This is a genomic window from Nocardia sp. JCM 34519.1 (assembly GCF_020361265.1).
Lineage (GTDB): Bacteria > Actinomycetota > Actinomycetes > Mycobacteriales > Mycobacteriaceae > Nocardia > Nocardia arthritidis_A.
Window position 1 is genome coordinate 1 of the sequence record NZ_JAIRBR010000029.1, and the last position, 20,844, is coordinate 20,844.

Annotated in this window: 21 protein-coding genes, 3 tRNA genes and 1 pseudogene; 14 read left to right on the forward strand and 11 right to left on the reverse strand. The window is 66.5% G+C overall.

All coding sequences use genetic code 11. The features are described 5' to 3' along the window. Positions 1–399 precede the first annotated feature (399 nt). Positions 400–1,485, reverse strand: a complete 1,086-nt coding sequence (locus LGY53_RS39725) for a nitric oxide synthase oxygenase (protein ID WP_225731909.1) — start codon at positions 1,483–1,485, stop codon at positions 400–402. Between the two features lie 457 nt (positions 1,486–1,942). Between LGY53_RS39725 and LGY53_RS39730 the strand changes: the two genes are divergently transcribed. Both LGY53_RS39730 and LGY53_RS39735 read left to right on the forward strand, forming a co-directional pair. Then, positions 1,943–2,974, forward strand: a complete 1,032-nt coding sequence (locus LGY53_RS39730; RefSeq protein ID WP_225731910.1) for a HoxN/HupN/NixA family nickel/cobalt transporter — start codon at positions 1,943–1,945, stop codon at positions 2,972–2,974. A gap of 101 nt (positions 2,975–3,075) precedes the next feature. Beyond that, positions 3,076–4,089, forward strand: a complete 1,014-nt coding sequence (locus LGY53_RS39735; RefSeq protein WP_225731840.1) for an alpha/beta hydrolase family protein — start codon at positions 3,076–3,078, stop codon at positions 4,087–4,089. Between the two features lie 33 nt (positions 4,090–4,122). On the opposite strand, the gene hisC is transcribed toward LGY53_RS39735, so the two are convergent. Beyond that, positions 4,123–5,202 carry a histidinol-phosphate transaminase gene (gene hisC, locus LGY53_RS39740; RefSeq protein WP_225731841.1) on the reverse strand — a complete coding sequence of 360 codons (1,080 nt, stop codon included), beginning with the start codon at positions 5,200–5,202 and terminating at the stop codon, positions 4,123–4,125. A 172-nt stretch (positions 5,203–5,374) separates the two neighbouring features. Between hisC and LGY53_RS39745 the strand changes: the two genes are divergently transcribed. From LGY53_RS39745 to LGY53_RS39760, 4 genes are all read left to right on the forward strand, one after another. Beyond that, positions 5,375–6,097: a dienelactone hydrolase family protein gene (locus LGY53_RS39745; protein WP_225731842.1), complete on the forward strand. Its 723-nt coding sequence runs from the start codon at positions 5,375–5,377 to the stop codon at positions 6,095–6,097. Positions 6,098–6,188: 91 nt separating this feature from the next. Then, a tRNA-Ser gene (locus LGY53_RS39750) sits at positions 6,189–6,278 on the forward strand. A gap of 36 nt (positions 6,279–6,314) precedes the next feature. Continuing rightward, positions 6,315–6,387, forward strand: a tRNA-Arg gene (locus tag LGY53_RS39755). A gap of 306 nt (positions 6,388–6,693) precedes the next feature. Continuing rightward, positions 6,694–6,984, forward strand: coding sequence for a hypothetical protein (locus tag LGY53_RS39760; protein ID WP_225731843.1), 291 nt, complete (start codon positions 6,694–6,696; stop codon positions 6,982–6,984). 393 nt (positions 6,985–7,377) lie between these two features. On the opposite strand, the gene LGY53_RS39765 is transcribed toward LGY53_RS39760, so the two are convergent. The 5 genes and pseudogenes from LGY53_RS39765 to LGY53_RS39785 all read right to left on the reverse strand — a co-directional run bounded on the left by LGY53_RS39765 (position 7,378) and on the right by LGY53_RS39785 (position 11,160). Continuing rightward, entirely contained in the window at positions 7,378–8,094 is a 717-nt protein-coding gene (locus tag LGY53_RS39765) for a maleylpyruvate isomerase family mycothiol-dependent enzyme (RefSeq protein ID WP_225731844.1), read from the reverse strand. A gap of 56 nt (positions 8,095–8,150) precedes the next feature. Further along, entirely contained in the window at positions 8,151–8,543 is a 393-nt protein-coding gene (locus tag LGY53_RS39770) for a RidA family protein (protein ID WP_167478900.1), read from the reverse strand. A 132-nt stretch (positions 8,544–8,675) separates the two neighbouring features. Then, positions 8,676–9,341, reverse strand: a pseudogene (locus tag LGY53_RS39775) (DUF998 domain-containing protein); the annotation flags it as partial. Between the two features lie 278 nt (positions 9,342–9,619). After that, complete coding sequence (locus tag LGY53_RS39780) at positions 9,620–10,030, reverse strand: very short patch repair endonuclease (RefSeq protein WP_225731845.1); 411 nt, start codon at positions 10,028–10,030, stop codon at positions 9,620–9,622. Further along, a complete protein-coding gene (locus LGY53_RS39785) occupies positions 10,027–11,160 on the reverse strand; it encodes a DNA cytosine methyltransferase (protein ID WP_225731911.1) in 1,134 nt (377 codons plus the stop codon). The genes LGY53_RS39780 and LGY53_RS39785 overlap by 4 nt, the downstream gene beginning before the upstream one ends. 246 nt (positions 11,161–11,406) lie before the next feature. On the opposite strand from LGY53_RS39785, the gene LGY53_RS39790 reads away from it, so the two are divergent. The 3 genes from LGY53_RS39790 (at position 11,407) to LGY53_RS39800 (ending at position 15,872) form a co-directional block, all read left to right on the forward strand. Further along, entirely contained in the window at positions 11,407–13,233 is a 1,827-nt protein-coding gene (locus LGY53_RS39790) for an ABC transporter ATP-binding protein (protein WP_308103078.1), read from the forward strand. A gap of 86 nt (positions 13,234–13,319) precedes the next feature. Continuing rightward, a complete protein-coding gene (locus LGY53_RS39795; RefSeq protein ID WP_255665019.1) occupies positions 13,320–15,140 on the forward strand; it encodes an ABC transporter ATP-binding protein in 1,821 nt (606 codons plus the stop codon). 120 nt (positions 15,141–15,260) lie between these two features. Continuing rightward, entirely contained in the window at positions 15,261–15,872 is a 612-nt protein-coding gene (locus LGY53_RS39800; RefSeq protein WP_167471452.1) for a putative glycolipid-binding domain-containing protein, read from the forward strand. Between the two features lie 2 nt (positions 15,873–15,874). Here the strand turns inward: LGY53_RS39800 and LGY53_RS39805 are convergent, their stop codons facing one another. Then, entirely contained in the window at positions 15,875–16,825 is a 951-nt protein-coding gene (locus tag LGY53_RS39805; protein WP_225731847.1) for a prephenate dehydrogenase, read from the reverse strand. A gap of 58 nt (positions 16,826–16,883) precedes the next feature. Here LGY53_RS39805 and LGY53_RS39810 point away from each other — a divergent pair, with 58 nt between their 5' ends. The 3 genes from LGY53_RS39810 (at position 16,884) to LGY53_RS39820 (ending at position 18,087) form a co-directional block, all read left to right on the forward strand. After that, positions 16,884–17,423 (forward strand): tRNA adenosine deaminase-associated protein, encoded by a 540-nt coding sequence (locus LGY53_RS39810; protein WP_225731848.1) that lies wholly within the window; start codon positions 16,884–16,886, stop codon positions 17,421–17,423. A gap of 22 nt (positions 17,424–17,445) precedes the next feature. After that, positions 17,446–17,880 (forward strand): nucleoside deaminase, encoded by a 435-nt coding sequence (locus tag LGY53_RS39815; protein WP_225731913.1) that lies wholly within the window; start codon positions 17,446–17,448, stop codon positions 17,878–17,880. Between the two features lie 116 nt (positions 17,881–17,996). Continuing rightward, a tRNA-Ser gene (locus LGY53_RS39820) sits at positions 17,997–18,087 on the forward strand. Positions 18,088–18,163: 76 nt separating this feature from the next. Here the strand turns inward: LGY53_RS39820 and LGY53_RS39825 are convergent. The 3 genes from LGY53_RS39825 to LGY53_RS39835 form a co-directional block, all read right to left on the reverse strand. Beyond that, the gene (locus tag LGY53_RS39825) at positions 18,164–18,520 is read right to left on the reverse strand and encodes a hypothetical protein (RefSeq protein WP_225731849.1); all 357 of its coding nucleotides are present in this window, start codon (positions 18,518–18,520) and stop codon (positions 18,164–18,166) included. Positions 18,521–18,817: 297 nt separating this feature from the next. Then, complete coding sequence (locus tag LGY53_RS39830) at positions 18,818–20,134, reverse strand: acyltransferase (protein ID WP_225731850.1); 1,317 nt, start codon at positions 20,132–20,134, stop codon at positions 18,818–18,820. A gap of 9 nt (positions 20,135–20,143) precedes the next feature. Further along, positions 20,144–20,281: a hypothetical protein gene (locus LGY53_RS39835; RefSeq protein ID WP_225731851.1), complete on the reverse strand. Its 138-nt coding sequence runs from the start codon at positions 20,279–20,281 to the stop codon at positions 20,144–20,146. Between LGY53_RS39835 and LGY53_RS39840 the strand changes: the two genes are divergently transcribed. Continuing rightward, positions 20,268–20,477 (forward strand): hypothetical protein, encoded by a 210-nt coding sequence (locus LGY53_RS39840; RefSeq protein ID WP_167471457.1) that lies wholly within the window; start codon positions 20,268–20,270, stop codon positions 20,475–20,477. The genes LGY53_RS39835 and LGY53_RS39840 overlap by 14 nt on opposite strands. A gap of 70 nt (positions 20,478–20,547) precedes the next feature. After that, positions 20,548–20,787, forward strand: a complete 240-nt coding sequence (locus LGY53_RS39845; RefSeq protein ID WP_255665007.1) for a hypothetical protein — start codon at positions 20,548–20,550, stop codon at positions 20,785–20,787. Positions 20,788–20,844 lie beyond the last annotated feature (57 nt).

Genomic DNA, 20,844 nt, shown 5'->3' on the forward strand with positions numbered 1-20,844 from the left:
CTAAGCCTGCCAGCGCCGATGGTACTGCACTCGACAGGGTGTGGGAGAGTAGGACACCGCCGGAACATCTTTCACGAAAGCCCCCCAACACTGTTGGGGGGCTTTCGTCGTATACACCGGCTTTCGTCGATGTCGAGACCCGCGTATTCATCGGCCGGGTTGTTCTCACACCCCGTGTCGATACCGTGCACACGAAGTGCGGGGTGTCCGATTGACGAGCGGGGCGCGGAGCGAATCACCTACGTGCGCAAAGATAACTATGAATGTGCCATCGGCTGGGGGAGTAGTAGTTGTTGTCTAACTCTGAGCGACAAACGCAGGATGCGAACCTGGATTGTCGCTCAGAGTTAGACGCTAACTACTCTGTCAGACCCGAGTGGGGGGTAGTTGAGCAAATATTCAGCATTCACGGCGGACGAAATTGGGTCGGATGTCGTGATCTGGCGGGTCGTAATACTGGTGAAAGGTAGGAGTCAGCCCGGAGGAAATCGGCGGGTTGATCCAACTCCAATCGGTGGGACAGGTTCGCCCGGCGGCCTTTTCGCGGTTCACGTGATCACAGAACTGTTTGGCCACCGTGTGGTGGTCGACGATGTGCACGCCGGCCTTTCGATAGCTGAACAGCACGGCCCTGTTCAGCTCGACCAGTGCGCGATCCCGCCACAGCGTGCGTTCCGCCGAGGTGTCGAGGCCCATCATTTCCCCGATCAGCGGCAGCATGTTGTACCGGTTGGTGTCGCTGAGGTTCCGCGCACCGATCTCGGCACCCATGTACCACCCGTTGAATGGTGCGAACGGGTATGTGACGCCGCCGATTTCGAGGTTCATGTTGGCGACCGCGGGCACCGCATGCCAGCGCAGCCCGAGCCCGGTGAACCAGTCGAAATCCGGATGTTCCAGCTCCACCTCCAATACCAGTTCGGGTGGGATGTCGAACCATCTGATCGGTTCGTCGGGCGTGCTGATGAGTAGGGGCAGGATGTCGAACGGTGTTCCGGTGCCGCGCCAGCCGAGCTTCATCGCGAATTCGGTGAGCGCGACATGTGCCGCGTCGCCGGTGACCGTGCCGTCGCCGTTGCGATATCCGGCGTACCGGATGAGTTGCGGGCTGACAATGCGGAATTCGCGTCCGTCGGGCTGCCGGGGCGGTCCGACGGTGATGAGGGATTGGACGGCTCCATTGTTCGTCGCCATGTGCAGATGCTGCCAGCACACCTCGGCCAGTTCCCGTGCGCTCCGTACCCGGCGTGCGTCGAGCAACTTCAGTGAACGCCAATGCTTTCGGCCGACACAGCGGGCGTGATTGCGCCACGCCAGTTTGGCGCCGATCAGGATTTCCTCCGCGGTCTGCGAATAGGTGCCGGTCTGTTCGAGCTGCTCCAGTGCGCTGCGGCGACGCTGCGAGTCCAGGTGAGCGAGTTCGGGTAGTCGGAAGAATTCGTCGCATTCGCGCAGTCGCCGCTTCAGATCGAGGCTGAAAGGCATTGTGTCGGGGGAGTTTTCGACGGGCAACACTGGGTTCACGATTTTCTCCGGTCGGACTTGGAGGTACTGCGGTGAAACAGACATTCGTCGAGCAGAGAACTCGCGCCGGGCAGGTGGCGCACGGGCGCCGCGCCGCGATTGCCTCCACGTTGCGAGAGGGAGCTGGACCGACCGGTTCGCGGGTTTGATTGCGCGCGTGGCTTTTTCCGGAGCCGAGCCGCGTCTTGTCGCGTGACCTCGATGCTTACCGCTTGCCAAGGCAATCATTGCCGCCCCGTTCAACTCTGAAAACGGCCCGGCGAACAGACTACGTCGGGTGTGCTGGTTGTGTGCCCAGATTGGGTTCATTTAGCTGGCAGCCCCAGGGGGGAGCTCAGCAAACCGGGACCGTTGTACGGTTGATCGGTTCAATTTCGTCCCACCAGTGAGGTGTCGTCTCGTGCGCGGACTTATCGGTATGGCGATCACGATCGTCGCCCTGCACATCATCGGTTGGGGTGTGTTGCTGCTGCTGGTGGTGCCGGGGCAGTACATGGTGCAGGGCGCCGTATTCGGTGTCGGGCTCGGCGTCACCGCCTATACGCTAGGCATGCGGCACGCCTTCGACGCCGACCATATCGCCGCCATCGACAACACCACGCGAAAGTTGGTGGCGGAGAACGGAAGCCGCAAGGTGCAATCGGTCGGCTTCTGGTTTGCCCTCGGTCATTCGAGCGTGGTCTTCGTGCTGGTCGGCCTGCTGGCCCTCGGGGTGCGGGAGTTGGCGACGAATCTGGCGAACGACGATTCGGATCTGCACCGCTGGACCGGCCTGTGGGGAACCAGCATCTCCGGAACGTTCCTCATCCTGATCGGCCTGCTGAATCTGGCTTCGCTGATCGGGATCTGGCGAGTGTTCCGGCGCCTGCGGCAGGGCGATTTCGACGAGGCGCGGCTGGAGCGCGAACTCGACAACCGCGGACTGCTGAACCGGGTACTCGGTCCGGTGGTCCGGCTGGTGCGTAAACCGGTGCACATGTATCCGGTCGGTGTGCTGTTCGGGCTCGGCTTCGACACCGTCACCGAGGTCGGTCTGCTGGTGATCGCGGGCGGGGCGGCCGCGACCGGACTGCCGTGGTATTCGATTCTCGTTCTGCCCGTGTTGTTTTCGGCAGGTATGGCGCTGTTCGACACGCTCGATGGTTCGTTCATGAGCTACGCCTACGACTGGGCTTTCGCCAAACCGGTGCGCAAGATCTACTACAACCTGGTGATCACCGGACTTTCGGTGGCGGTGGCCCTGCTGATCGGCGGCCAGGAAATCGTGTCCATTTTCGCCGACAAACTAGGGGTGGAATCCGGGGTGCTGGCCTGGATCGGGAACCTGGACCTCGGTGAGCTTGGTTACATAATTGTCGGTCTGTTCGTCCTCACCTGGGCGGTGGCGGCGGCGGTATGGCGGTTCGCGAAGGTGGAACAGCGCTGGCAGCGCGACCTCGCCTCGAACTGACCGAGCCCGGTAAGGGGTTCGGTGGCGATTTGTAACCTTCTGGCAGGATGGCTGTCATGCTGTCTCGACGCGGAGTGCGTCGCTGGGTTGCCAGTGCTGTCGTGAGCGTCGCGCTCTTCAGCGGTGCGGCGGCGTTCGGCGCTCCCCCGGTACTGGCCGAACCGCCCGCGAACACCGGATCCTCGGACGGGCCCGGCAAAGCGGAGCCCACGGTCACGCCGCGGCCGCGAACCGCCGCGATCGAAAGCATCGAGCCGATCACCGATCGGCTGCTGCGGGTCTTCGTCCGGTCGCCGGCCATGCAGCGCACGGTCCAGGTGCAGGTTCTGTTGCCGCGCAATCGAACTCAGTCGCGTCCGACGGTGTACATGCTGGACGGGCGCAGCACGCCGCCCGAATCGAACAACTGGATCGAGATGGGTCGCGCGGTCCAGTTCTACGACGACAAAGACGTGAACGTGGTGTTCACCGTCGGCGGCCCGGCCAGCTTTTACACCGATTGGCAAAAGCCCGACCCGGTACTCGGCACCAATATGTGGGAAACGTTCCTCACCAAGGAATTACCGCCGCTGCTCGACGCGAAGTTCGACGGTAACGGACGCAACGCGGTGATGGGCGTCTCGATGGGCGCCGAGGCCGCGATGATGCTCGCCTTCCGGCAGCCGACGCTCTACCAGGCCGTCGCGGCGCACAGCGGATGTTTCTCCACCGGAACCGATCTCGGGCAGGCGCAGGCGCGTGCGGTGATCGCCAGCTATAACGGCAAGGCGGACAACATGTTCGGGCCGCAGGACGATCCGCAGTGGCTGGCCCACGACACCAACCTGCACGCGGACGCGTTGCGCGGCAAGGCGATCTACCTTTCCGTCGGCAGCGGTATCCCGGGCCAGTACGACACCCCGGACAGTCCGGATATCGCCAACACCATCGGTTTCGGCGGACCGCTGGAGGCCGCCACCAACATGTGCACGGCCAGGCTGGTGCAGCGGCTGGTCAGCATCGGTATTCCGGTGACGGCGGACTTCCGCCTCACCGGAACCCACTCCTGGCCCTACTGGGCCGATGAACTGGTCAAGTCGTGGCCGACCATCGCACCCGCGATCGGCACTCGCTGATCGCGCGGCGATTCGATGGGGTGACCGGCGGGACTATCCGGCGAACCGTTTCAGCACAGCGGCATCCGTGGCGAACCGGAGGAAGCGGTCGTTCTCGTGCGGGTCGCCGATGGTGACCCGCACGCCGTCGGCGCCGTAGGGCCGCAGCAGGACGCCCTCGTCCGCGCTTGCCTCGCCGTACTCGGCGCTGCGCGAACCGAGCGGCAGCCAAACGAAATTCGTCTCGCTCGGCGGCACTCGGTAACCAGCGGCGAGCAGCGCGTCGCGGACGCGTTCGCGCTCGACGATGAGAGTGTCTGTGCGGTCCAGCAATTCGTGCCGCGCCTCCAGCGAGGCGATGGCCGCCGCCTGCGCGACCCGGTTCACACTGAACGGGATGTGCACCTTCATCAGCGCGGTGATCACCTCGGGAGCGCCCACCGCGTAACCGGCCCGCAGGCCCGCCAGACCGTACGCCTTGGAAAACGTGCGCAAAACAACGACATTCGGCCGGGTACGGCCCAATTCCACACCGTCGGGCCGAGTTTCGGGAGTCAGCCGCAGATACTCGTAATACGCCTCGTCCAACACCACGAGCACCCGCTGCGGCACCGCGTCGAGGAAACGCTCCAACTCGGCCCGGCCGAGCGCGGTTCCCGTGGGATTATTGGGATTACAGACGTAGATCAACTTCGTGCGCTCGGTGACCGCCGCCGCCATCGCGTCCAGATCGTGCGACAGATCCGCCGTCAGCGGCACCTTCACCGCCGTCGCGTTGCCGACCTGGGTGACGATCGGATACGCCTCGAACGAGCGCCAGGCGAACACCACCTCATCGGAGGATGCGGCGCAGGTGATCTGCACCAGCTCCTGGCACAGCGCGACGCTGCCGCAGCCGACCGCGATATTCGCCACCCCGACATCGAGAAAGCGCGCGAGCGCTGCGCGCAACTCACTCGCTTGGTTGTCCGGATACCGATTCGCCGCTTCGGCCGCCTCGGCGATGGCCTTCGCGGCCGCGGGTAGCGGGCCGAACGTGGTTTCGTTGCTGGCAAGTTTCACCGCACCGGGATGGTTACGGCCAGGGACGTACGCCGGGATCGCCTCGAGATCCGGCCGGATGTGCGCTGTCACAACACCACCCTAAGCCGACCCCGCGAAACCATGGGATGACCGTGCCGAATTCGCGGCTCCCCAGCACGCGGACAGCGGCGATCTCGCGGGCGGGTAACTGGAAAATATCAACGGGAATGCCCCTCAACTGGAATTTCTCGCCAAGATCGGCGGATGAACCTACCCTGGTTCCATGTCGGGCACTTATGACGATATTGCCCCACTACGTGGCGGCGGCGACACGGCATCCAGACCGGATACGGAATCAGCGGAGCACCAGCGGCGGCAATCCGCCAACACCCGAGTACCCATCACGGTTGTCGAACCAGAGGGACACACGCGCGGCGGGATCGTGGTGCTGCACGAATCCCGAGAGTTCTCCACAACATTGCTCGACCTCATGAGCGCACTCGCCGACGAAGGCTGGACAGTGGTCGCGCCCAACCTGTTCCACCGCAGCGAACAACCCGACAACGGCGTCTTCGGCGACGAACTCTTCGACGACTTCGACGCCTGCTTCGACTGGCTCACCGCCCGCGACATCCTCCCCGACTGCGTCGGCGTCCTCGGCTTCGACAGCGCCGGCACCGCGGCCTTCCTCGTCGCGACCAACCGGCCCATCGGTGCGGCCGTAAGCGTCGCCGCACCAGGCATCGTCGAACCACTCACCGAACAGGCCGACGCGCTCGTCCACGCCGCGCCCAACCTGCAGGCGCCGTGGCTGGGGCTCTTCGGCACCGACGACCCCGCCACCCCGGCGACCCAGATCGACCAGCTCCGCGACGCCACCGCCCGCGCCGACGTCGCCAGCCTCGTCGTCACCTACCCCGGACTCCGCCACCGCGCCCCCGAAAGCATCGACCTCGGCGACTCACACACCAGAATCTTCGACTGGTTCGACAGCAACCTACGCTGATAACCAGGCGTTTTGTTATCTGGACGGTGGCTCCTGTAACCTTGCTGCTCGGCGGTTCGAAAGGACCGGTGCCCTCGAAGAGAAGGCTCCAGGAGGCGTGCCAGAGCGGCCGAATGGGACTCACTGCTAATGAGTTGTCCCTTCACGGGGACCGGAGGTTCAAATCCTCTCGCCTCCGCCACACCCGGGAAACCGAGTGACAACTGAAGAACGCCATGCGCCCGTAGCTCAACGGATAGAGCATCTGACTACGGATCAGAAGGTTAGGGGTTCGAATCCCTTCGGGCGCACTTCACTCGATGCGAGGCTCATGCTCACACAGAGCGTGGGCCTTGTCTCGTTTCGTCGTGTTTTGTGGGGGCGAAGCCCCCACGCCCCGCCCGGCGGGGCTTCGCCCCCCGGACCCCCTCTTGGGGCTTCGCCCCTTGCCCCCGGTTGTGGTGGTTGCGGTTGGTGGGGATGTTGCGGGGGTTTGTGGGTGTTCTCTTGATTGTTGTGGCTGTGTGACAACCGATTTCGTAGGGTGCGGGCGCTGTTTGTCGGTGGTGGCTGGCATACTGTGAGCCGTTGAGATCCGTTGCGGATGAGGGGGATTCATGGCAGGGAAGATCATCGCGCTGGCGATGCTTGCGGCGGTGGGCACGGCTGCCGTTGTTGCCGGGACGGCTGGTGCTCAGACGGATATTCCCAGTGGCGGCACCGTGATTGTGGTCAACGACACCGGTAAGTACACGGTGGATGATATTCGGGCTCTGGCTCGGATGGGTGACAAGAGCAGTCTCGATTGTCAGGCCGAGGTGCAGAAGCAGGTTGATATCGGGGCTTCGTTTCCTAATGACGGCAAGAACGTGATGCTGCGGTTGTGTGAAGAGGTCAAGGCTGGCTGACGGGCACTGCCATTTTGGCGGCTGTTGTTCGCGACCTGCGGCTCGTTGTAGATCATGGCCGAGGCTGCGCTATGTCTTCGGCGTGTAATCGCTTCGTCGTCCAACGATGGCGAATCCCACGCAGCGCCACTGGGATACCGGCGGGCAAGAGGTGGTGGGTCCGTTGACCTGCGCGATTGTTTGTGGTGGCGCACACGGGCCAGTAGGGGTGGTGTTGGGGTGCAAGGGGTTTCGTTGGATCGGCTGAAGTGCGGTGGCGGCGGGGCGTCAACTGGGGTGGGGGGACAGTTGGTGTGGTGATCGGGGTCACTGTGGGTGTGGTTGGCGGGCAAGTGGATTCGTGGCGGTGAGTGGTGGGGCGTCGTAATGGGGGCTGGTTGCGGCGCTGAGGGGTTAGAGCCAGGTGGGGAGGGGTGGGAGGTCGCCGGTGAGGGTTGCGCCGGTGGAGCGGCCGAGGAGCCAGGCTAGGAGGGCGGTGGCGGGGCCGGTGATGGTGGTGGTGGGGGTGGCGGTGCCTATGGTGGCGGTGAGGGGGAGGTCGGTCGCTTGGATGGTGAAGGTGGGGGATTCGGATTTGGGGGTTAGGGTGGCGGCTACCTCGGGGAGGAGGCGGGTGACGAAATCCGTTGGCCAGTCGGCGGGTTGGTAGTCGACGGCTAGGTCGACGTGGTGGATTTCGACCTCGCGCAGGCGCATCCAACAGATCTCGGTGGCGGGGATTTCGCGGCCCGCGCGGGTGCGGACGGTGGCCTGCCAGTTCTCGGGGGTGAAGGCTTTGGCGAGGGCCAGCCAGCGGGCGGCGGCCGCCTCGTTATCGGCCAATTGCTCGGCGATGGGGCGTGGGGCGCCGTTCTCGATATCGGCGTCGCGCAGGAAAAGGCTTGCGTATTGCGGGGTTTCGATGCCGGTGCGGGCCCAGAGCAGCAGGTTGACCAGTGAGTCGGCGTTGCGGGCGAGGTGGGTGAGCACATGTCCGCGGGTCCAGCCGGGTAGCAGCGACGGGGCGGCCACATCCTCGGTGGTGAGTTTGCGCACGGTGTCGAGGAGACGGTCGGTCGCGACGACGACGGTGTCGAGGAGGGGCGGCTGGGCGGGCGTGGCGCTGGTCACGCAGCCGACCCTACCGAGCGCGCGCCCCAACCGTCGATCCTTCGAGCGCGGGAAACTCAGACGCCGAGCACGGCGTCGGCCTCGATCTCCACCAGCAGCGCCGGCGTGATAAGCGCCTTGATCTCGTACATGGACGCGGCGGGACGGATCTCGCCGAACACCTCGGCGTGCGCCTTGGCGACCTCGGGCCAGCGGGAGATGTCGGTGACGAAGATGCGGGTGCGCACCACATCTTTCAGGCTGGCGCCCGCGCTCTCCAGCGCGGATGCGATGCGCCGCAACGTTTCCCGCGTTTGTTCGGCGATATCGTCGCCGCCGAACGCGGTGCCGCCGGGCAGTGAGGCGGTGGTGCCGCTCACCGCGACCAGATTCCCCAGTTTCACCGCGCGGGAGTAGCCGACGATGTCCTCGAACTCCGAATCCGAGGTGATGTTCACGCGTTCGCTCATATCGTCAGCATCGCATGCGGCCGCGACGGCGCCCGGAAACGCGGTGGTGGTTGCCTTTTGCCGCTTGCGGCGCACCACGGGTATCGGGTCGCGCCATTCCCGGCCCTCCAGGATCACCGCGGCGGCCAGCGTCACCAACCACAGCGACATCGAGCCGACCTGGATGCGTTGGGCGATGCCGAGTGCGTAGCTGCCGGGGAGGTTATCGGCGACAAGCATCCACACCGTGGCTGCGGAGCCGACCACCAGCACCGCGAGTCCGGCCTCGCGCAGGATCCGCCAGCGGTGGTACCGGAAGGCGGCCAGGCTGAACGCGAAGGTGGCGACGGCGATCGAGGTCACCGCGATGGTGCTCGTCATCGCGTGCGGTTGATGGAGTTGCGGGAACCATTCGCTCTCGCTGCCCGCGCCGCCGCAGCCGGGATCGTTTCCGGACGGGCATTCGCGCAGCGGAAGCAGTACGTCGGCGATGGTGGCCGCGCCGAAGATCAGCAGGGAGATCCATCCGACCGTGGTGAAACGGGTGCGGGGGAAGATGATCAGCGCGCCCAACGCGGCCGGGATGAGGGTTATCCCAACGATCTTGTCGGCGGTCGCGAAGATCTGGCGGTAGGGCTTGCCGTCGGCGTCCAATTCGCTCAAGAAGGAGTTGACCGGGTCGACGTTGATATGTAGGACGAACTCCAGCACCCATGCCGAATAGCAGATGCCCGCGATCGCGATCGCCCCGGCGATCAACCAGGACGCCACTAACCTGCGCTTTTCGGCGACCATCGGGCTAACACTCACGCGCCCCATTCTCCTGCCTACCACTGAACCGATGACCAGCGGCCGGTCGGTGTCGCAGAAGTGACGTGATGTCGGTCACGGCTCGGCGGAGTGAACGGAGATTGACAACCGCCGCACAGGCTGCTGTCAGGTTGGGACCGCACCGTGGAATCGCAGCGAAAAACCAAGGAGGTCCCCATGATCGGATTCGTGACGGCCCTTGCCGGGGTCGCGGTGATGGCCGCGATGGCGGTTTCCGGCCACCTGGCGGCGCATTCGCCGCGCACGCTGGTGCGGGTGCGCAACCGCTAGGACAGGGCGGCCTGTACCCGATCGGCGGCGGTGCGCGCATCCTCGTGCTCCCAGATCCTGACCACCCGCCAACCGGCGGCCAGCAGCGCCGCATCCGTCGCGCGGTCCCGCTCGACATTGCCCGCGAGCTTGGCGGCCCACCATTGCGCGTTGTTCTTCGGGTCGGTCGCGTGCTGCGGACAGCGATGCCAGAAGCAACCGTCCACGTAGACGGCGACGCGGCGGCGCGGGAACACCAGATCGGCGCGGCGGCGTTGGCCGGGAAGCGGCGCCCGATCGACGAAGTAGCGCAGGCCGCGCCGGTGCAGCTCCCGGCGCAGCGCGAGTTCGGGTTCGGTGTTCGCCCGGCGTTGGCGGGACATGCGCGCGCTGGTAGCCGCATCGGTCGGCGGGCGCGCGGCGCTCATGCCGCCGAACCACCCATCCGGTCGAGGTGGTTCTCCACGTCGGTAAGGAATCCTGGCGGGAAGCGCAGGCTGCCCATGCCGGTGCGGCGCAGGAAGCCCGCGGTGGCGCGGGCGGAGAGCAGCCGCGAGTCGGTGAGGAAGTCGCGCAGGTCCTCGTAGGGTTCGTGCACCGGCCAGGTGGATACCGGAACCCGGAATGCCTTGCCGTCCCGGCCCCACGCCGCCACCGGCCACGGCTCGCCGGGCGCCAGCGGCGTATCGCCGGTTTCGGGTTCGAGCGGATCGGCGAGGCGGGCCCCGACCCAGGAGGCCATTCGAACGCTCACCGCATTTCCGACCAGCTTCCATCGGTGGCCCTGCCGGATACCGGGGACTTCCGTTGCGGGAGCGGTCCATTCGGGATCGAAGCCCTGCAGCCGTTCCCCGTCGACGATGCCCGGCGTGACGATCTCACCGGACGGCAGCCGCACCGCGGGCGGACTCGCGATGCCGAGCGCCGAACCGCCCTTCAAGGTCGGCACGGCATTGACCGCCCAGCCGAGCCCACGCACGCCTTCGGTCCAGTAGAACCCGCATGGGTCGTGGTCTTGATCGCCGACGGTGCGCGGGCCCGCGTCCTCGCCGAACAGCACCGCGCGCGGATCCTCGGTGCGCGAGGCCAGCATCAGCACCCGCTGACGCCGTTGCGGCAAACCGAACGCGCGCGCATCGACCACCCGGTAGGCCCAGGTGTAACCGAGTTCGTCGAGCGCGGAGGTGATGTGCCGCATGGCCGCGCCGCGGCCCAATTGCAGCATGAACGGGACGTTTTCGATGAGCAGCCAGCGCGGCCCGCGTTTGCGGCGCACCAGCCGGAACACCTCGTCGACCAGTCCGGATCGGTTGCCGGTGATGCCCGCGGTGCGCCCGGCCTGCGAAAGGTCCTGGCACGGAAAGCCCGCCGCGACCAGTTCGGTTTCGGCGGGGAGTGCGCGCAGCCGGGTGATGTCGGCGTGCAGCGGGACATCGGGAAAGTGCGCGGCGAGCACCGCCTGCGCACCCGGATCGATCTCACAGAGTAGTTCGGTGTGCCAGCCGTGCCTGGCCAGACCGAGCTCCAGCCCGCCGATTCCGGCGAACAGCCCGACCATACGCGCGCCCGTCAACGAACGTCCTTCCTATGGCGACCCCGACACTCGATCCGACACCGACCGCAACGGGCCAACAGGTTACTCGAGTCCGGGCGCGCCCGTCGTGTGCGACTGCCCGCGGGCGGCGAAAAATCGGTTGGCCGCCGGCGTTGTCGATGCGAGGCTGGATTGTCGGACCCGGATGCGAACATCACCGTGCGTCCCGTTTCATGAAGCCGCCATCCACGAGATTGTGTAGGGGGAGCCTTGTCAGTCGCACTGGAGCTGCCGTCGTCCGAATCGGAGGCTCACAGACCCGAGCGGCCCGCGTCGCAAGCGCCGGGCCGCTTCCATTCGCTGCGCCGCTTCGGGCCGTATGTTCGCCCGTATCGGACGGCCATGATCGTCGCCAGCCTGCTCGCGGTGGTCGCGACGCTGACCTCGATCGTCAACCCGGTGGTGATCGCGAGGATCATCGACGGCCCCATCGCCCATCGCGACTTCGCCAGCGCGATCCTGCCGATCCTGGTGGTGTTCGCGCTCGGCCTTGCCGAGGCGGGCGGCGTGTGGGGCAGGCGCTGGCTGTTCGCCAGGCCCGCGTCGCAGTTCGAAATCACCATGCGCGCCAAGCTTTTCCGCAAGTTGCAGGCGCTGTCGATCGGGCGGCACGACGCCTGGGAATCGGGGCAGTTGCTTTCGCGTGCGGTGGACGACCTGGCGACCCTGCGCCGGTTCGTCTCGTTCGCCGGGCCCTTCCTGGTGATCCACCTGATCATCATCCCGATCGGGTTGATCGTGCTGTGGATCCTGAGTTGGCAGATCGGCCTTTTCCTTTCCGTCGTTGCGATTCCGTTGACGTACGTATGTCTTCGCTTCGAGCGCCGCTATGCGGTGGCGTCGCGGCGTTCGCAGGATCAGGCGGGCGATCTGGCGACGGTCGCCGAGGAGTCGGCGCAGGGCGTCCGGGTGCTCAAGGCCTTCGGCCGGGGACTGTTCTTCGGCAGCCGGTTCAGCGCGCTGTCGCGGGAACTGCAGCGGACCGAATTGCTGAAGGTGCGGCTCGATGCCGTGCTGTGGTCGTCGCTGAATGGGTTGTCCCACTTGACGATCGCGTTCGCGCTCGGCTTCGGCGGCTATTCGGTGGTGCACGGCACGATGACGCTCGGCACCCTGGTCGCCTGCATCACCTTGGGCACCTACTTGCAGTGGCCGATCATCTGGACCGGCTTCCTGCTCGCCGAATTGAACGACGCGCGCACGGCCGCGGACCGGTACTGGGAGATCATCGATACGCCGATCGATATCACCGATCCGGCGGATCCGGTCGAACTGCCGGAGCAGGTCGCAGGCGAATTGTGCCTGGATGGAGTGCATTTCGCCTTCCCCGATTCGGAAAAGGAAGTGCTGCGCGATATTTCGCTGAAGGTGCGCCCAGGTGAGACGGTGGCGTTGGTCGGTGCGACGGGTAGCGGCAAGACGGCGCTGCTCAACCTGATTCCGCGGCTCTACAACGTCAACGGCGGCGCCATCACCATCGACGGCATAGATATCGCCACCATGCGGCTGACCGATCTGCGCTCGCTGGTGACGGTGGCATTCGAGGAGCCGGTGCTGTTCTCGGCCAGCGTGCGGGAGAACGTCGCGCTCGGCGACCCGGAGGCCACCGACGCCGATATCCGGCGCGCCCTCGATGTCGCCCAGGCCGTCGAATTCGTCGAAAACCTGCCGTGGGGGCTCGATACCAGAATCGGCGAGCAGGGTTTGAGCCTGTCCGGCGGGCAGCGGCAGCGGCTGGCACTGGCCCGCGCGGTGTTGTATCGGAGGTCGGCGGCCGATGCGGCGCACGGCCGGATCATGGTGCTCGACGATCCGCTCTCCGCACTCGACGTGGTGACCGAGGAAAAGGTGCAGGAGCGGCTGCGCACGGTGCTGGCGGGCGCGACCACTCTGCTTGTCGCGCACCGGCCTTCGACCGCGGCGGTGGCCGACCGGGTCGCGGTGCTCGCCGAGGGCCGGATCGTCGCCGAGGGCACCCACGACCAGCTGCTACGCACCAGCGGCCATTACCGAGAACTGATGGGAGGTGCGAAGTGAGTACCGAAACCGTCACCAAAGATATTGCGCCACCCGAGAATTCGTCTGACGAGGTGGCCGACTGGCGGGGTATCGCCAGCGAGGACATGGAGGTCACCGACACCGGAAATCTGGTGTTGGCCGGGCGATCCCGCCGTCTGCTGCTCGACCTGGTGCGCCCCTACCGCGGGCTCGCCTTCTTGGCGCTGCTGCTGATCATCGTCGACAACGCGGCGATGGTTTCGGCGCCGCTGTTCGTGGCCCACGGCCTCGACGCGGGCATAGCCCATGGCAGACAGGGTGATTGGACGCCGCTGACGCTGACCGTCGCGGGCTATCTCGGTGTTGTCGGGCTCGGCGTGCTGACCACTTTCCTGTTCCTGCGAGTGTCCGGAAAGCTCAGCCAGAGTGTGCTTTTCGACCTGCGCGTGCGCTTGTTCACCCATATGCAGCGGCTCAGCGTCGCCTTCCACGAGAAGTACACCTCCGGCAAGACCGTCGCCCGGCTCACCGGCGATATCGAGACGCTGCAGGATCTGTTGGAAGGCGCGCTGAACGAGGCGTTGAGCGCGATCCTCTCGGTGATCACCATCGCGGCGCTGCTGATCTATCTCGATCACACGCTGGCCGCGATCGTGCTCGCCGGATTCGTGCCGCTGGTGCTGGTGACGAGGTGGGCGCAGCGCAGGCAGCGCGCCGGTTACCGGCGCACCCGCGGCGCGATCGCGAAAGTCATTGTGCAGTTCGTGGAATCGATGGGCGGCATCCGCGCGGTGCAGGCGTTCCGGCGTGAGCACCGCAACGAGTCGGTGCTGGCCGTCGAGGACGCGGAATATCGGCAGGCGACAACGGCCGCCATGCGCGGCATGGGCGACTATGCCGGGCTCACCCGGCTGCTCGGCAACCTGTCGACGGTCGTCATCCTGGTGGTCGGCGCCTGGCAGGTGATCGAGGGGCATCTCGCGGTCGGTGTGCTCGCGGCATACCTGTTGTACCTCAACGAGTTCTACGGTCCGCTGGATCAGCTCGCGCAGGTGTTCAACTCGTATCAGTCCGCCGCGGCGGCGCTGGAGAAGATCTCCGGCGTGCTGGAGGAGGAGCCGTCGGTGCCGGAGCCGCGCGAACCCGTCGCGTTACCGAAGGCGACGGGTGCGGTCCGGTTGGACAAGGTGTGGTTCGGTTACGCGCCGGACTCGCGGCCCACCGATGCGCCCGATAGCGTTGCGGGACAAGGTCGTTCGCGGGTGGTGCTGCCGGAGTTCACCCTGGATGTCCCGGCCGGGCAGGTGATCGCGCTGGTCGGTGCGACCGGTGCCGGTAAGTCGACGCTGGCCAAGCTGCTCACCCGGTTCTACGACCCGTCCGGCGGCACCGTCACCCTCGACGGCGTCGATCTGCGCCGGATGTCCGATGCCGACCTGCGGCGCAATGTGGTCATGGTGACCCAGGAGTCGTATCTGTTCTCCGGTTCGGTCGCCGACAACATCCGGCTCGGCAGGCCCGACGCCACCGACGAGGAGGTGCATGCCGCCGCCCGCGCGGTCGGGCTGTACGACTTCGTCACCGCGCTGCCGCAGGGCTTCGACACCGACGTGCGCAAACGCGGCGGACGGCTGTCCGCCGGACAGCGGCAGCTGGTCGCCTTCGCCAGGGTGTTCCTGGCCGATCCGGCGGTGATCGTCCTGGACGAGGCCACCTCCAGCCTCGATATCCCGAGTGAGCGGCTGGTGCAGCGCGCACTGGACACGGTGCTGCGCGACCGCACCGCGATGATCATCGCGCACCGCCTGTCCACCGTCGCCATCGCCGACCGGGTGCTGGTGCTGGAGGGCGGGCGGATCGTCGAGGACGGCGCTCCGGCCGACCTGATCGGCGGCACGGGTCGCTTCGCCCGTTTGCATGCGGCATGGCGGGAGTCGCTGGTGTAGTGAGCGATGCACAGTGAGCGAGGTGACATCGCGGCGCTTCGCGCATGTCGGAGCCGAATACGGACGGCGGCGGCGCTGGCGCGCTGCGGCGTGGGGCGTTTCGTCGCTTACGGTAGATAGGTGACCAACGCAGACCGAAGCCCCGAGGAACAGGCACCGGCGCCGTCCCGATGGCCGGCGATTCTGACGTGGCGTGCGCACGACGCGACGCGGATGGAATCGGTGCGCGTGACGCTCAACGGCAACCGAATCCGCGCGGCGGGCCGGATGATCGGTGGTGAAACCGCCGACCACCCGGCCTTCAGCGCCTCCTACGACCTGGTCACCGACGAGGCCGGCGCGACCAAACGCCTATCCCTGCGCAGCACCACCGCCGGTGCCGGGGAGCGGCACGCCTCGATCGCCAGGGATGAGGAGAACTACTGGCTGGTCGACGCGGGCGGCACCCATGTGCGCTCCACCTTCGCCGGCGCGCTCGATGTCGACGTGGTGCTCAGCCCGTTCTTCAATACTCTGCCGATCCGCCGCCTGAGCCTGCACAAGGCGGTCGAGGATGTGGTCGTTCCGGTCGTCTATGTGCGGCTGCCGGATCTGCTCGTGCAGGAAGCCAGCCTCACCTACAGCAGCGCCGCCGAGGGGATCAGCGTGCTGTCACCGGTGTCCAATGCCACGGTCACCGTCGACTCCGACGGTTTCCTCCTCGACTACCCGGGCCTCGCCGAACGCATCTGATCTCACGGCAGTCGAGTGATGATCCCGCCGCGCAGGCCGGCGTCGTGCAGCCTTTCGAGCCAGTCGTGGTCGCCGGCCTCGATATCGGTGATCTCCCAGCGTCGCACCGTTTCATAGTCGGCGCGACCGTCGTGCCCGGCGTCGATCAGCTGCCCGAGGGTGCCGTTCGCGCGCAGGCTGTCCCGTGCCGCACCGAGCACGGTGAGGGTTTCGTCGAGCACCTCTAACAGTGCCGTCGCGTTCGGTTCGCAGATCGCACGCACCAGATCCGGTGCGGTCGCGGCGACCCGCGTGCCGTCGCGGAACGAACCGGCCGCCAACCCCAGCGACAGCTCGCCGCCCGCGGCACCGACCACCGCGAGCGCCTCGGCCAGCACATGCGGTAGATGGGAGATCCTGGCGACGGCACGGTCGTGATCGGCCGCCACCACCGGGACCACCGCGGAACCGCAGTCCAACGCCAGCCGCACCACTCGGGTCCACGGGTCGGGATGGGTGCCCCGATCGACTCCCACCGCCCAGACGGCGCCCCGGAAAAGTGTGGAATCCGTTGCGGACCACCCTGATTCGGAGGTGCCCGCCATCGGGTGCCCGCCGACATAGCGGCCGGAAAGGCCGTGCCTGCGAACCAGTTCCGCGACCGGCGCCTTGACGCTGACCACATCGGTCAGCGCGCAGTTCGGCGCGAACGCGGCGATATCGGCGAGCAGATGGTCCACCGCGGGCATCGGCACCGCGACGACGATCAGCGCATCGGTGTCGGCGGCCCTTTTCAGTACGGCGGGTAGATCGTCGATGACATCGAAACCGTCCGCGCGCGCGGCCAGCGCACCCGCGGCGGAACGGTTGTAACCCCACGCCGCATATCCGGCCGCGACGGCCGCACGCAGCAGCGATCCGCCGATCAAACCCGCGCCGAGCACACACACCGGAGTCCTGGTCTCAGAAGTCACCGGACCAGATTCGCATACGACTTCAACATTTGAGCTCGAGCAGACTACCGTTGCGGCCATGGCAGCACAGCGCTCGGGCACGAACAGGGCGGCGTCGGACGATTACGACGACGTGGAAGGGTTCGCAGTGGCGGTTGTCCGCGAGGAGGGGCAATGGCGGTGCAGTCCGCTCAGCCAGGCCGCGCTCGGCGATCTTTCCGTCGCGGAGAATGAACTCAAGGCTTTGCGCAGTTCCGGCGCGGTATTCGGGTTGTTGGACGTCGACGACGAATTCTTCATCGTGCTGCGGCCCGCACCCGCGGGCACCCGCATGCTGGTCTCGGACGCGACCGCCGCGATCGACTACGACATCGCCGCCGATGTGCTCGAGGCGCTGAACGTCGAGATCCCGGATATCGACCCGGACGAGCTCGACGAGATCGAACCGTGGGAGGAGGGAGATCTCGGGGTGCTCGCCGATCTCGGCCTGCCCGAGCCGGTGCTCAGCGTCATCCTCGCCGAGACCGACCTGTACCCGGACGAGCAACTCGGCATGATCGCCCAGCGGCTCGGCTTCGCCAACGAACTATCCGCGGTGCTGGACAAGCTCCCGCGCTGAGGTGACGCTGTCCGACGCCGAGATGGTGCGCGCCGCGATCGCCGCGGCGGGCGCCGCCGATGGCCGGGACGTCCCGGTCGGCGCGGTCGTATTCGATTCCGCCGGAAGAGAACTCGCCCGCGCCGCCAACGCGCGTGAGGCGCTCGGTGATCCGACCGCGCACGCGGAGGTGCTCGCGCTGCGCCGCGCCGCCGCCGTACACGGCGATGGTTGGCGGCTGGAAGACTGCACCCTCGCGGTAACCCTGGAGCCGTGCACCATGTGCGCGGGCGCGCTGGTGCTGGCCCGGGTCGGCCGCCTGGTCTTCGGCGCCTGGGAACCGAAAACCGGTGCGGTGGGCTCACTTTGGGACGTCGTCCGGGATCGCCGCCTGAACCACCGCCCCGAGGTGCGCGGCGGCGTCCTGGAAACCGAATGCGCCGCCCTACTGGACACCTTCTTCCGCACCCAACGCTGACCCGCTTGACATCGATCACACCCCCACCCGCCCCGCGAACGCCCCGAGCTCACCGCCGCATTCCGCCCCAACCAGCCGATTTAGCGATCAGCCCCCGGTCCGGTATGGTTGTCGGCGGTGGCGTGTCCGAGCGGCCTAAGGAGCACGCCTCGAAAGCGTGTGAGGGGTAACCCCCCTCCGAGGGTTCAAATCCCTCCGCCACCGCCAAAAAGCCCCTCACCTGTTTGCTCAGGTGAGGGGCTTTTGCCTTGCCGCGGAAGCGCTCGTTCGGCCTATTCCAGGGTCAGGGGAGGACTTGGGGGATGACGTCTGGGGCGATCGCGCCGACGATCAAGCCGACCAGGGCGCCCTGGAAGGCGGGGCCGAGGGCGCAGAGCGGGATGAGGGGGATGCCGATGATGGTGACGGCGCAGACGACAGCGCCGAAGATGGCTCCGCCGATCGCACCCGCTGCCGCGCCGTTGGCCAGCGGATCGTGGTTGGCCGCATTGGGATTGGTGGTGATGTCCCGTGGGGAGGTGGCCGCCGCCGGCTGTGCGGTTTCCGCGGTGGCGGGTGGCGCGACATCCGGCGTGGCGGGACGCGTGACGACGGCGGCCGGAACCACCTGCTGAGCCGCGACGGGAACCTGTGCGGCCATCTCCACGACGGGCGCTGAGCGTGGTGCGACAACGGGAGCTTCGGCCGAAGCTGTTCCCGCGCCCGCGAAGGTTACCGCGACTGCCAGCGGCAATGCCGCGATGAGAGCGCTTCGACCGATTTTGGCAATAGTCCGACGCATGATCTTCTCAATCCTCCAGACCCCCGCGCACGCTGAAATAGTTTGGCGTGCAGAAAGTTTCACGTTGCGAATGACAACGATCATGTTGTATCCGATCCCGTTCGCCGAAACAAGCCCCCGATGTTCCCATACCTGGTATGTCGCCAACCAGCGTCTTCACGCGGACGATGTCCTGTCATCGGCGAGTTTTGGCAGCGGGGCGACCCGCCGGGTCGTGGTGAGCAGTGCGGCTGCGGCGAATACCCCGAGAATCGCCAAACCCGTTGTCCCGACCGGGAATAGACCGTCGCGCCAGATCAGGTACACGCTGCCTGCGGCGAGTAGTGCACCGGTGAGGGTGGCGGCGGACGAGGTGCGGGCGGCGTAGCGGGCGCAGAACAGATCCCAGCCGGTGGCGGCCCGGACGACGCCGGCGAGCACGATGCCGCAGCCGAGAATCCACAGCGGCCGGGTGAGCCACCAGGTGCGCGGGTCGCTCGGCAGCAGCGGCGCCGGAGTGAGCAGTGCGGCGCCGGTGACCATCGCGATCACCGGCACGTGCCACAGGTAGATCGTCATCAGCCGGGCCACCACATAGGCGATGACGCGGCGCGGCCGTCCGCGCGGCTCCCAACCGGCCACCCGGCGGTCGAGCGCGGTGAATACGGCGAACTGGATCGCGGCCAGCACCGACACCGCCGTCGTCGGCGGCGCCAGGTTGGACACCTGCGCATCCGCCAGCCCGAACATCGTCGGCGGGTACGGCCCGGCGAACACCAGTACCGCGAGCGCCGCACTCGCCAGCAGTGCGAACCCGAACAGCGCCGCGTCGGGGACGTCGCGAAATAGCGTGCGCGCGTGCATGATTCCGAGCTGATGGCAGAACAGCCAGACGAAGATCAGATTCCATTCCGCCAGATATCCGGCCCCGCCGAAGCGCGCCGCATCCACCAGTAGCGAACAGCCGAGCAGCGCGACCGGCAACAACCAGGCCGAGCGGTCGTGCATCCGAACGGCGAACGGCGCCGCGGCCGTCGCGAGCAGATAGACGGCGAGGAACCACAGCGGGCTGGCGATCACATGCGCCGCGGTGCGGGCCAACTGCTCGGAGTCGATGCGCAGCAGCCAGACCACGGGCGCGAGCACCGTGATCAACGCCACCATCGGCGTGGTCAGCCTGCGGGCCCGTTGGCCGAGGTAGGTTCCGAGCGTCCCGCCCTGCGCCCGCCACCGGTCCACGATCAACGTGTTCGCGAATCCGCCCGCCAGGAAGAACAGCGGCATCACCTGCAGCAGCCAGGTGGCCACCCAGATCGGACGGCCGTGCAGTGCCGCATCGCCGCGCACCGTGCCGCCGCTGACCGTCACGCGGATCGAAATCCAGTGCACGACAACGACAACCGCGATCGAGCCGACCCGGAGCAGGTCGACGCTCCAACTGCGTCGACCGATCCCGGTCGCCATCCCCGGATACCCGGCGCGCGCCGTGGCCACAATCGAGGTTTACCTTGCCGGGCTGAACGCCAGGTGAATGCCGTACGGCGCGTCGCGCCACCGGATCCGGCGAATCCGCCGGTGCGCCATCGCCGCGGTTGGGACAATCGCCGCAACGGTGAAGGAGACGGCCATGAAGTTCGGCAAGACCGGGAGCGTACTCGTCTTCATCTGGCTGGTGATCGGTTTCATCGCGGCCGCGCAGCGGCACTACTTCGACAGCGGCCCGATCACCTGCGCGAGTTTCGGCAACATCGCGTTGACGATAGTTTCCGGCCCGCTGAACTATATGGGTGTCAATCCGCATCTCGGCAATTGCGAACTGCCGCAGCCGAGTCAGTGATCGAATCCGGATAAAGCTCCGGTTCCGGGGTATCCGCCGAACAAGATTTCGGAAAGGATGCGATGACACCATGTACCGTCGAGACACGTGGGCAGGGCGTGACGCATCGGTGCGCCTCGGTAGTTTGATTGTGCTCATCTGGCTGGTGATCGGTGTGATAGCCGCAGGTCAGCGGCATTATTTCGATAACAGGCCGACCAACTGCGCCGGCGTCGGCACCATCGTCGTGACGATCATCGCCGGGCCGCTCAACTATGCGGGCGTGAACCCCAAGATCGCCGATTGCAATGTGCCGCAACCCAGTCGGTAAAGAACCATGGGTATTCCGCGAGCACGCTGGGTATCCGATCGGTAGGTGCGTGTGAAA

What these genes read in the sequence shown, in the direction of transcription:
- LGY53_RS39725 (WP_225731909.1), bottom strand. Translation starts at nt 1,485, where the DNA reads ATGCCTTTCAGCCTCGATCTGAAGCGGCGACTGCGCGAATGCGACGAA.
- LGY53_RS39730 (WP_225731910.1), top strand. Translation starts at nt 1,943, where the DNA reads ATGGCGATCACGATCGTCGCCCTGCACATCATCGGTTGGGGTGTGTTG.
- LGY53_RS39745 (WP_225731842.1), top strand. Translation starts at nt 5,375, where the DNA reads ATGTCGGGCACTTATGACGATATTGCCCCACTACGTGGCGGCGGCGAC.
- LGY53_RS39760 (WP_225731843.1), top strand. Translation starts at nt 6,694, where the DNA reads ATGGCAGGGAAGATCATCGCGCTGGCGATGCTTGCGGCGGTGGGCACG.
- LGY53_RS39770 (WP_167478900.1), bottom strand. Translation starts at nt 8,543, where the DNA reads ATGAGCGAACGCGTGAACATCACCTCGGATTCGGAGTTCGAGGACATC.
- LGY53_RS39780 (WP_225731845.1), bottom strand. Translation starts at nt 10,030, where the DNA reads ATGAGCGCCGCGCGCCCGCCGACCGATGCGGCTACCAGCGCGCGCATG.
- LGY53_RS39785 (WP_225731911.1), bottom strand. Translation starts at nt 11,160, where the DNA reads ATGGTCGGGCTGTTCGCCGGAATCGGCGGGCTGGAGCTCGGTCTGGCC.
- LGY53_RS39795 (WP_255665019.1), top strand. Translation starts at nt 13,320, where the DNA reads ATGGAGGTCACCGACACCGGAAATCTGGTGTTGGCCGGGCGATCCCGC.
- LGY53_RS39810 (WP_225731848.1), top strand. Translation starts at nt 16,884, where the DNA reads ATGGCAGCACAGCGCTCGGGCACGAACAGGGCGGCGTCGGACGATTAC.
- LGY53_RS39815 (WP_225731913.1), top strand. Translation starts at nt 17,446, where the DNA reads ATGGTGCGCGCCGCGATCGCCGCGGCGGGCGCCGCCGATGGCCGGGAC.
- LGY53_RS39825 (WP_225731849.1), bottom strand. Translation starts at nt 18,520, where the DNA reads ATGGCCGCACAGGTTCCCGTCGCGGCTCAGCAGGTGGTTCCGGCCGCC.
- LGY53_RS39840 (WP_167471457.1), top strand. Translation starts at nt 20,268, where the DNA reads ATGAAGTTCGGCAAGACCGGGAGCGTACTCGTCTTCATCTGGCTGGTG.
- LGY53_RS39845 (WP_255665007.1), top strand. Translation starts at nt 20,548, where the DNA reads ATGTACCGTCGAGACACGTGGGCAGGGCGTGACGCATCGGTGCGCCTC.